Origin of the sequence: Microbacterium sp. 2FI, assembly GCF_005502885.1 — a bacterium.
Lineage (GTDB): Bacteria > Actinomycetota > Actinomycetes > Actinomycetales > Microbacteriaceae > Microbacterium.
The window spans coordinates 20,603-29,640 of sequence record NZ_SCMR01000034.1 but is presented as its reverse complement, the minus strand read 5'-3'; the positions used below and the strand labels follow the sequence as shown (position 1 = coordinate 29,640).

General features: G+C 71.0%; 9 protein-coding genes. 4 read left to right on the top strand and 5 right to left on the bottom strand.

Annotation, left to right across the window (positions count from 1 at the left end; all coding sequences use genetic code 11):
- Positions 1–29: 29 nt before the first annotated feature.
- Positions 30–947: a serine hydrolase gene (locus FFS15_RS18140; protein WP_171013272.1), complete on the bottom strand. Its 918-nt coding sequence runs from the start codon at positions 945–947 to the stop codon at positions 30–32.
- 29 nt (positions 948–976) lie between these two features.
- A complete protein-coding gene (locus FFS15_RS18135) occupies positions 977–2,941 on the bottom strand; it encodes a M13-type metalloendopeptidase (RefSeq protein ID WP_137846459.1) in 1,965 nt (654 codons plus the stop codon).
- A 63-nt stretch (positions 2,942–3,004) separates the two neighbouring features.
- On the opposite strand from FFS15_RS18135, the gene FFS15_RS18130 reads away from it, so the two are divergent.
- A complete protein-coding gene (locus FFS15_RS18130) occupies positions 3,005–4,330 on the top strand; it encodes an MATE family efflux transporter (RefSeq protein WP_137846458.1) in 1,326 nt (441 codons plus the stop codon).
- A gap of 99 nt (positions 4,331–4,429) precedes the next feature.
- Here FFS15_RS18130 and FFS15_RS18125 read toward each other — a convergent pair whose 3' ends face one another.
- The 3 genes from FFS15_RS18125 to FFS15_RS18115 are packed head-to-tail and all read right to left on the bottom strand — an operon-like array spanning position 4,430 to position 5,817.
- On the bottom strand, positions 4,430–4,711 hold the full coding sequence (locus FFS15_RS18125; protein ID WP_137846457.1) for a helix-turn-helix domain-containing protein: 282 nt from the start codon (positions 4,709–4,711) through the stop codon (positions 4,430–4,432).
- The gene (locus tag FFS15_RS18120; protein WP_137846456.1) at positions 4,708–5,112 is read right to left on the bottom strand and encodes a VOC family protein; all 405 of its coding nucleotides are present in this window, start codon (positions 5,110–5,112) and stop codon (positions 4,708–4,710) included. The genes FFS15_RS18125 and FFS15_RS18120 overlap by 4 nt, the downstream gene beginning before the upstream one ends.
- 60 nt (positions 5,113–5,172) lie before the next feature.
- Complete coding sequence (locus tag FFS15_RS18115; protein WP_137846463.1) at positions 5,173–5,817, bottom strand: TrmH family RNA methyltransferase; 645 nt, start codon at positions 5,815–5,817, stop codon at positions 5,173–5,175.
- An 84-nt stretch (positions 5,818–5,901) separates the two neighbouring features.
- Between FFS15_RS18115 and FFS15_RS18110 the strand changes: the two genes are divergently transcribed.
- The 3 genes from FFS15_RS18110 (at position 5,902) to FFS15_RS18100 (ending at position 9,029) form a co-directional block, all read left to right on the top strand.
- Positions 5,902–6,948, top strand: coding sequence for a DUF2332 domain-containing protein (locus FFS15_RS18110; protein ID WP_137846455.1), 1,047 nt, complete (start codon positions 5,902–5,904; stop codon positions 6,946–6,948).
- A 75-nt stretch (positions 6,949–7,023) separates the two neighbouring features.
- Positions 7,024–8,370, top strand: a complete 1,347-nt coding sequence (locus tag FFS15_RS18105) for an Nramp family divalent metal transporter (RefSeq protein ID WP_137846462.1) — start codon at positions 7,024–7,026, stop codon at positions 8,368–8,370.
- A gap of 23 nt (positions 8,371–8,393) precedes the next feature.
- On the top strand, positions 8,394–9,029 hold the full coding sequence (locus tag FFS15_RS18100) for a metal-dependent transcriptional regulator (RefSeq protein ID WP_137846454.1): 636 nt from the start codon (positions 8,394–8,396) through the stop codon (positions 9,027–9,029).
- Positions 9,030–9,038 lie beyond the last annotated feature (9 nt).

The following is a 9,038-nucleotide window of genomic DNA, read 5'->3' as shown; positions in this document are numbered from 1 at the left end:
GTTGGGGGTGGGGGCGCGGGGCGCCGACCTCAGAACACGTACTCCATCAGGTCCATCCCCAGCGTGCGGAACGCCTCGTGCGCGCGCATGCGGTGCACGATCGACAGGTCGTCGAAGCACACGATGAGGGCGTACGAGACTCCGGCGCGCGGCCCGGCGAGCACGCCCGCCTCGACCCGGATGCCGGCATCCCGCCCCGTCTTGTTGATGAAGAGCAGTCCGTGCTCGTCGTTCTCATGCGAGAACGGGTCGAGGCCCGTGGCGGACGCCACAAGTGAGAGGTCGTGGTTGAGGCTCAGCCACTCCGCGACCTGAGCGCTGACGCCGGGCGAGACGACGTCGGAGTTCACGAGCGCCGCGAACATCTCGGCCAGCTCGCGCGACGAGCCGAGGGCGAAGTGCGGGGCGTCGTCGGGCCCGCGCGTGTCGCGGAACCGGTCGAGCAGCGCCGCCCGCTTCATGCCGAGCTGCTCGATGCGGGCGCGCACGGCCGGAAGGCCCGCGCGTGCGAGCAGCGCGTTGGCGGCGAGCGCGTCGCCGGTGGATGCCGTGAGCACCGCGAGATCGGAGAGCGGCAGCGCCGGCGCCTTGAGGTGCTGCCATACCCCCGCCACCGCGACCCTGTCGATGCTCGAGCGCTCGATGATCTCGAGGGGATCGAGCTGGCCGGACTCGAAGCCTGCCGCGACCTCGATCAGCAGCGGCACGACGCCGAGGCCTGCGACCGGCAGCGTGACGTAGTCGTCGCCCGCGAGCACCGAGGTGCTGCGGTCGAGGTCGGTGATGCGCACCGAGACCTGTGCGCCGGATGCGGCGAGGTCGTCGAGCGCCTTGAGCGTCGAGGCGAACGATCGCCGGCTGACTGCCGCCCGCCTCGGCAGTCTTCTTGAGGAGCTTCGTCGCAACCCCCGCGGCGACTCGGCTTCCCTTCGGGGCTCAGTGCCCACGGGGTATCCTTCCGGTTTTGTCGGGGTTCTCACCAGATGGTGACGCGCTGGGCTTCATCGAGCCACAGCGCATCGGCTTCGGTCACGCCGAACGCGTCGTAGAACGCGTCGACGTTTCGCACGATCTGGTTGCAGCGGAACTCGTTGGGCGAGTGCGGGTCGACCGTGAGGAGGCGGATGGTCTCGGCATCCCTCCCCTTCTGCTGCCAGATCTGGCCCCAGCTGAGCAGCAGCCGCTGCACACCGGTGTAGCCGTCGATCACCGGAGCGCCTTCGCCCTCGACCGACAGCGCGTACGCCTTCAGCGCGATGCCGAGGCCGCCGAGGTCGCCGATGTTCTCGCCGATCGTGAGCGCACCGTTGACCTTGTGGTCGCCTTCGAGGCCGAGAGGGGTGAGCTCGTCGTACTGCGCGATGAGGTTCTTCGTGCGCTCTTCGAACGCGGCCCGGTCGTCGTCGGTCCACCAGTCGCGCAGCGACCCGTCGCCGTCGAACCGGCTGCCCTGGTCGTCGAAGCCGTGGCCGATCTCGTGGCCGATGACCGCGCCGATGCCGCCGTAGTTGGCCGCGGCGTCGCGCTCGGGGTCGAAGAAGGGGTACTGCAGGATCGCCGCCGGGAACACGATCTCGTTCATGAGCGGGTTGTAGTACGCGTTGACCGTCTGCGGCGTCATGTACCACTCGTCGCGGTCGATGGGCTTGCCGACGCGGTCGAGCTGACGGTCGTGCTCCCACACGTGAGCGCGGCGGACGTTGCCGACGAGGTCTTCGGCGTCGACTGCGAGGGTGGAGTAGTCCTTCCACTTCACGGGGTAGCCGATCTTCGGCGTGAACGCGGCGAGCTTGGCCAGCGCACGCTCGCGCGTGGTCGGGCTCATCCACTCGAGCTCGGCGATCGACTGGCGGTACGCCTCGATGAGGTTGGCGACGAGCTCGTCCATCGCGGTCTTCGCCGCCGGCGGGAAGTGCCGCTCGACGTAGACACGGCCGATGGCCTCGCCCATCGCGGCCTCGGTGAGGCTGACCCCGCGCTTCCACCGCTCGCGGTTGACCGGAACGCCGGTCAGCTGCGTGCCGTAGAAGGCGAAGTTCGCGGCGACGAACTCGTCCGAGAGGAACGGAGCGGTGCCGTGCACGATCGAGAACCGCAGCCACGCCTTCCAGTCCTCGAGGCGCTCGTCGACCAGCAGTGCACCGAGACCCTCGATGAAGCTCGGCTGGTAGACGTTGACCTCGGCGAACGCCGCTGCGTGCTCGGGCGCGGCGCCGGCGATCCAGGGACCGAGGTCGAGGCCTGCGAGCTCCTGCACCTCGTCCCACGTCTTCAGGTTGTAGGTGGCGACCGCGTCGCGGCTCTTGACGTTGTCCCAGTGGTGCGTCGCGAGCTCGGTCTCGAGCGCGATGATGCGATCGGCGGATGCGGCGGCATCGGCGACACCGGCGAGCTCGAGCATCTGCTGCACGTGGGCGCGGAATGAGGTGCGCGTCGCCTCGAAGTTCTCGAGGCGGTAGTAGCTCTCGTCGGGAAGCGAGAGCCCGCCCTGGATGAAGAACGGAACGTACCGCTCGGGGTTGCCCGGGTCGGGCTCGATGTACAGGTGGATGAGGCCGGCGACGCCGTCGCGCTCGAGCTCTCCGACGGTGCGCAGGAAGTCGGCGATCGAGGCGACCCCGTCGACCTTGGCGAGCTGGTCGACGAGCGGCTCGGCGCCGAGTGCCGCGATGCGCTCGGTGTCCATGAAGCTCGTGTAGAGGTCGCCGATCTTGCGGGTCTCGGTGCCGGGCTCGGCATCCGTCGACTCCTCGATGATCTCGCGGACGTCCTTCTCGGCCTGCTCGGCGATGAGGTGGAACGATCCCCAGCGCGCTTTGTCTTCGGGAATCTCGGTGCGTGCGAGCCACGCGCCGTTCACGTGGCGGAACAGGTCGTCCTGCGGGCGGATCTCGGCGCTGAGCTCCTCGAGCGCGAGACCGGAACGGGGGGCGTCGGTCATGCGTTCCAGGATATGCTCCCGCGCCGACCCCGCGCGCATGCTGGGGATGCCTAGGCTCGAGGCGTGACCGCACGCCCGGCGACGCTCAATCGCAGCATCCTGCGTCTCGCCGTGCCCGCGCTCGGCGCGCTGATCGCCGAGCCGCTCTTCCTCATCGTCGACTCCGCGCTCGTCGGCCACCTCGGCGTGACGCCGCTCGCGGGCCTCGGGATCGCCTCGGCGGTGCTGCAGACGATCGTCGGGCTCATGGTGTTCCTCGCCTACTCGACGACCCCGGCGGTGGCACGGCGCTTCGGCGCGGGCGACCTGTCGCGCGCGGTGTCGGTCGGCATCGACGGGCTGTGGCTCGCGCTCGGCATCGGCGCGGTGCTCGCCCTCGTCGGCTACGTCACCACCCCGTTCCTCGTCGGCCTCTTCGGCGCGACGCCCGAGGTCGCCGAGCAAGCCGAGATCTACCTCGGCATCTCGATGTGGGGGCTCCCCGCGATGCTCATCGTGTTCGCGGCGACGGGGCTCCTCCGCGGCATGCAGGACACCGTGACGCCGCTGTGGATCGCCGGCCTCGGCTTCGCGGCCAACGCCCTGCTGAACTGGGCGTTCATCTACGGACTCGGCTGGGGCATCGCAGGCTCGGCCGTCGGCACGGTCGTCGCGCAGTGGGGCATGGTCGCCGCCTATGCGGTGGTCGTGGGGCGCCTGGCGCGCCGCCACGCGGCATCCGTCCGACCCCACCGCGAGGGAGTGCGGGGCTCGGCGCGCTCGGGCGGCTGGCTGTTCCTGCGCACCGTGTCGCTGCGCATCGCGCTGCTGGCGACGGTCGGCGTCGCCACCGGCCTCGGCACCGACGAGCTCGCCGGCTGGCAGGTCGCCTTCACGATCTTCTCGACGGCGGCGTTCGCCCTCGACGCCCTCGCGATCGCCGCGCAGGCCCTCATCGGCAAGGGGCTGGGCGCGGGCGACGAGCCGTTCGTGCGGCACGTCCTCGCGCGGACGCTGGCGTGGGGCGCGTGGTTCGGCGTGATCGTCGGGGCGGTGATCGCGGCGCTCTCGGGGGTCATCGGGCTTCTTTTCACCGGGGATGCCGAGATCGCGGCGCTCGTGCAGCCGGCGCTCCTGGTGCTCGCGATCGCGCAGCCGGTGTGCGGAATCGTGTTCGTGCTCGACGGCGTGCTGATCGGCGCCGGTGACGCCAAGTACCTCGCGATCGTCGGCGTGCTGAACCTCGTGCCGTTCGCGCCCGCACTTGTGCTCGTCGCGGTGCTGCAGCCACAGGGTGCGGCAGGTCTCGCGTGGCTGTCGGTCGCATTCTTCGGCGTGTACATGCTCGCGCGCCTCGCGACCCTCGGGTGGCGCGTGCGCGGTGAGGCGTGGATGACCGCCGGAGCGTGAGCCCGCCACCTCACTCCCCCGCCGAGACGACGCAAATCGTTGCGTGGGCGCTCACAACCGGCATTCTGCGTCGTCTCGCGGACTTACGCAGCGGCCCGGCTAGGCCTCCTCGGCACCCCAGCGCCCGAGCGCGCCGATCGCCTCGTGCAGGGCGAACCCGCGGTCGGTCAACGCGTAGGCCCGGGTGTTGTGACGCAGAGGCAGGCGGGTCAGCACGCCGGCAGCCTCGAGCTCGCGCAGGCGGGTCGCGAGCATGTTCGTCGGCACTCCGAGGTCGCGCTGCAGATCGCCGTAGCGCTGAGGCCCGTCGAGCAGCCGCTCCACGATGAGCAGCGCCCACCGCGACCCGACGACGTCGAGGGCAGCGGCGAGGTCGCTCACGCGGTCGGTTCGGCGTCCGGCTTCATCCAGAACGGCGAGTAGTGGTAGCCGTCAGGGTCGTCGAACTGGCGCTGGTACATGAACGGGTAGTCGTCGACGTCGCCGACCCGGCCGCCAGCGGCGCCGGCACGCTCGACCATCTCGTCGACCGCCTCGCGGCTGCCGAGGTCGAACGAGACCGTGACCTTCGAGGGCGTGTCTGGTCCGCCGACCAGCTCCGGCGCGCCGCCGACGCTCGCGTACATCTCGCGGCTGCCGAGCATGACGTACTGCTCGGGCGCGATCGCGAAGCACGACACGTTGTGATCCGACATCTCGGCGTTGAGGCTCCAGCCGAGGGCGGTGTAGAAGGCGGTCGCGCGCTCGACGCTCTCGACCGGGCAGGTGATGAAGAGGCTCATGCGGTTAACACTTGCAAAATGAAAGTGCCCCGTCAACCCCCCTGCCACACACATCGCGCTCTAGGCGGACGCCCACCGCCGGCACCACTCGTACATCACGACGGCGCCCGCCGCGCTGGCGTTGATCGAGCGGGTCGAGCCGTACTGGGTGATCTCCACGACGACGGATGCCGCACCCACCGCCTCGGCCGAGAGCCCCGGCCCCTCCTGGCCGAACAGCAGCACGCACCTCTCGGGCAGGTCGGCGTCTGGCAGCGCGACCGACCCCGGCACGTTGTCGATCGCGATGATCGGGAGGGATGCGGCATCCGCCCACGCCGCGAAAGCCGCGACGTCTTCGTGGTGCCGCACGTGCTGGTAGCGGTCGGTGACCATCGCGCCGCGACGGTTCCAGCGTCGGCGGCCGATGATGTGCACCTCGGCGGCGAGGAACGCGTTGGCGCTGCGCACGATCGAGCCGATGTTCATGTCGTGCTGCCAGTTCTCGATCGCGACGTGGAAGCCGTGCCGGCGCCCGTCGAGATCGGCCACGATCGCGTCCATCGTCCAGTACCGGTACGCATCGAGCACGTTGCGGGTATCGCCGTGCGCGAGCAGCTCGCGGTCGAAACGCGGGTCGTCGGGCCATGCGGTCTCGCCGCCCGGCCACGGGCCCACCCCATGCGTCGGTGCGTCCGGCACTGACGCCTCATCGGGCGCGGGCATGTCGTCGGTCACCAGGCCAAGGGTAGCCGCGCGGCCCGGTCTGGCCGGATGCGCGTCTCGCCCGCCCGGCGTACCGTGACCGCCATGGCGAGCACCGCATCCTCACACCCCGGCAGCCCCGTTCCCGACGACCCGCTCGCGGCGACCTACGACGAGTTCGGGCGCCGCTGGGCGCACGGCACCTCGCCGCTGTACGAGGACTGGGCGACGGGGATCGCGCGAGATGCCGAGGTGCTCGGGCTCATCCGCACCCTCCCCGCCCCGAAGCGCCAGCCGAACCTCGTCTTCGCAGCGGCACGGTGGGAGGGCGCGCCCCTCGACCCGTACCCGGCGTGGCGGGAGTGGCTCACCGCGCACTGGACGCAGGTCGCGGAGACCGCACTCGAGCGCGCGACGCAGACGAACGAGGTGAATCGCTGCGCGACCCTCATGCCGGTGATGTCGCAGATCGATGGACCGGTCGCCCTCCTCGAGGTGGGCACGGCGGCCGGACTCTGCCTGTATCCCGATCGGTACGCGTATCGGTACGACAGCCCCGGCGGCGAGCGCACGCTCGCACCCACCGGCGCGACCGCCGCCGTAACCCTCGCGTGCCGGCTCGACGACGCCGACTCCGCCCCGACCCGGCTCCCCGACGTCGCGTGGCGGGCGGGCATCGACCTCGCGCCGATCGACGCAGGCGACGCCGACGCGGTCGCATGGCTCGAGACGCTGATCTGGCCCGGGCCCGACCACGACGCCCGCCGCGCGCGGCTGCGGGGCGCAGCATCCCTCGCCGCCGCCGACCCACCCCGCATCGTGCGCGGCGACCTGCTCGAGCGTCTCGAACCGCTCGCCGCCGATGCCCCCGCCGAAGCCACCCTCGTCGTGTTCCACAGCGCGGTGCTGCTGTACCTCGATGCCGCACAGCGCCGCCGGTTCGCCGACGTCATCGCCGCGCTCGGCACGCGCACAGGCCGCCGCGTCGTATGGCTCTCGAACGAGACGCTCGGCACACTCCCCGAGATCGACGCCCGCGTGCCCGCAGACCTCGACACGCACCACCGCTTCGTGCAGACCGTCGACGGGGTTCCCGTGGCACTCGCGAACCAGCACGGCGCGACGTACGAGACGGTTCCGTTCCGAACCTGAGTCGCAGATCTTTCGGTATGCCGAAATATCGCCTACGATTTCGGTGTGCCGAAATCTCCAACGAAGGAGTCCCGGATGCCGAAGGCGGCGGCATCCGCTCCCCCGTCATCGCCCGACCGGCGGCGCACGCCGTCGATCCCCCGCCTCGCGTGGCTGATCGGCCCCGCGCTCGTCGCCGGCGTCGCCTACCTCGACCCGGGGAACGTCGCGAGCAACATGACCGCGGGCGCGCGGTACGGATACCTGCTCGTGTGGGTCGTGGTGCTCGGCAACGTGATGGCGTGGCTCATCCAGTACCTCTCCGCCAAGCTCGGGATCGTCACCGGCCGCAGCCTTCCCGAGACGCTCGGCACCCGCATCCGCTCGAACACGGGCCGCCGCGCCTACTGGCTGCAGGCCGAGCTGGTCGCGATGGCGACCGACATCGCCGAGGTGATCGGCGGGGCGGTCGCGCTCAATCTGCTCTTCGGCATTCCGCTCGTGTGGGGCGGCATCATCACCGGCAGCGTCTCGATCGCGCTGCTGCTCCTGCAGTCCCGCCGCGGCCCTCGCACCTTCGAGTTCGTCGTGATCGGACTCGTCGCGATCATCGCGATCGGCTTCATGTTCGGCGTCTTCATCGCCCCACCCGACCCGGCCGGGGTCATCGGAGGGCTCGTCCCGCGCTTCGAAGACACCGGGTCGGTGCTGCTGGCGGCATCCATCCTCGGCGCGACGATCATGCCGCACGCGATCTACGCCCACTCCGCGCTCGCGCGTGACCGGTTCGCGCCGCGCCAGGCGACCCCGAACCCCCAGACCGAGCACCCCTCGGACGGCCCCCGTGCAGCCCTCCCGAACGACACGCTCGAGAAGCTCCGCGGCATCCCGACCTCGCGCCTCCTGCGCGCGACGAAGTGGGACGTGTCGATCGCGATGCTCATCGCCGGCACCGTGAATCTCTGCATCCTGCTGCTGGCCGCAGCCAACCTCGCCGGAGTCCCCGGGACCGACAGCCTCGAGGGCGCGTACGCGGCGCTCGAGGTCGGACTCGGGCCACTCGTGGCGACCCTGTTCGCGGTGGGCCTGCTCGCCAGCGGTCTCGCCTCGACGTCGGTCGGCGCGTACGCCGGTGCCGAGATCATGCACGGCCTCCTCCGCATCCGCGTGCCGCTGCTCGCGCGCCGCCTCGTGACACTCATCCCGGCGCTCGCGATCCTCGCCGCCGGCGTCGATCCCACCCTCGCGCTCGTGCTGAGCCAGGTCGTGCTGTCGTTCGGCATCCCGTTCGCCCTCGTGCCGCTCGTCGCACTCACCGCACGCCACGACGTGCTGGGCCGGTACCGCAACCGAATCGTGACGACGATCGCGGGGATCGCGGCATCCGTCTTCCTCATCGCCCTCAACGCCCTCCTGCTCTGGCTCGTGCTGACGGGCGCGTGAGTTCGGCCCGGTAGCCTGATCGCGTGGCATCCCCCGCCGTCGACGACTACCTCAAGACGATCTACCACCACACCGAGTGGCAGACCGCGCGCATCACGCCGTCGCAGCTCGCCGCCGAACTCGGGCTCGCGCCGTCGAGCGTCACCGAGATGGTGCAGAAGCTCGCCGCGCAGGGTCTCGTGACCCACCGCCCCTACGGCCCGATCGCGCTCACCGAGGCCGGTGAGCACCGCGCTGCGGCGATCATCCGCCGGCACCGGCTCATCGAGACGTGGCTCGTGCGCGAGTTCGGCTACGCGTGGGACGAGGTGCACGACGAGGCCGAGATCCTCGAACACGCGATCAGCGACCGGCTTCTCGAGGGCATCGACGAGCGCCTCGGCCGGCCCCGGTTCGACCCCCACGGCGACGCGATCCCGGATGCCGCCGGCGTCGTCCACCGCGAGCCCTTCGTGCTGGTGGCCTCCGCCCCGGCGGGGCACGTCGGGCGCGTGCTGCGGGTGAGCGACCGCGACCCCGATCTGCTGCGCGCGGTCGATGCCGCGGGCGTCGCGGTGGGTGCGGAGGCGACGGTGACGGATGCCGCCACCCTCCGCATCGCGGGTGCCGAGGTGCTGCTGCCGCACGGCGCCGCCGACGCGATCTGGCTGAGCGCCTGAAACCCGCCT